The following is a 666-nucleotide window of genomic DNA, read 5'->3' as shown; positions in this document are numbered from 1 at the left end:
GCAATAGATTTCCGGGCTGTAGGTATCCAGCAGCTGCGCGGTCGGCACCAGATCCGCGGCGCCGCGCGCCAAATACGGGCCGCCCTTGTTGAACAGCTCCGCCCCGGTGTTACCGAACCCGGCCGCCGACAACAACGCCTGATCCAAATCCTTCTGCTGGGCATTGATCGTCCGCGCGGTGATCACCGCATTATTCAAAAAGTCGAACAAATCCGGCGAGGCGTTCGCATACGTATCCCCCAACGCCGCCAACCGCTGAATGTCCTTGCGCGCCTGCGGCAGCTGCGGATTCACATCATCCAGCAGCGCATTGGCGTTGGTCACCGACTGGCCGAACTTCTCCCCCAACCCCGCCAACGACTGCGCCGCCGCACTCAACGTCAAATTCAGCTTGACCGGATCCACCTTCTCCGCGATCGAGGTGATCGTCTGAAACAGCGTGTTGATCTCGGTGGTCACCGACCGGGCATCGATCACCGTGTGCGACGAGATCTTCTGCGGCGACGGATTGGCCGGCGTCGTCAACGACACATACTTACCGCCGAACACCGTCGTCGCCTTGATATCGGCATTCACATTCGACGGAATCAACGCCAAATACCGCGGATAGATCTCCAACGTGAACTTCGCCGCCGGCTTCCCATCCCGCACCGTCTCCGCAATCGA

General features: G+C 60.5%; 1 protein-coding gene. It reads right to left on the bottom strand.

Annotation, left to right across the window (positions count from 1 at the left end):
- Window positions 1-666, bottom strand: a 666-nt coding sequence (locus tag ACZYVJ_RS25740; protein ID WP_463834074.1) for an MCE family protein, incomplete at both ends; no start/stop codon positions are given.

This window comes from Mycobacterium sp. IDUB_3 (assembly GCF_055419585.1).
The sequence above is the reverse complement of the archived record's forward strand: the minus strand, read 5'-3'. Positions and strand labels throughout refer to the sequence as shown.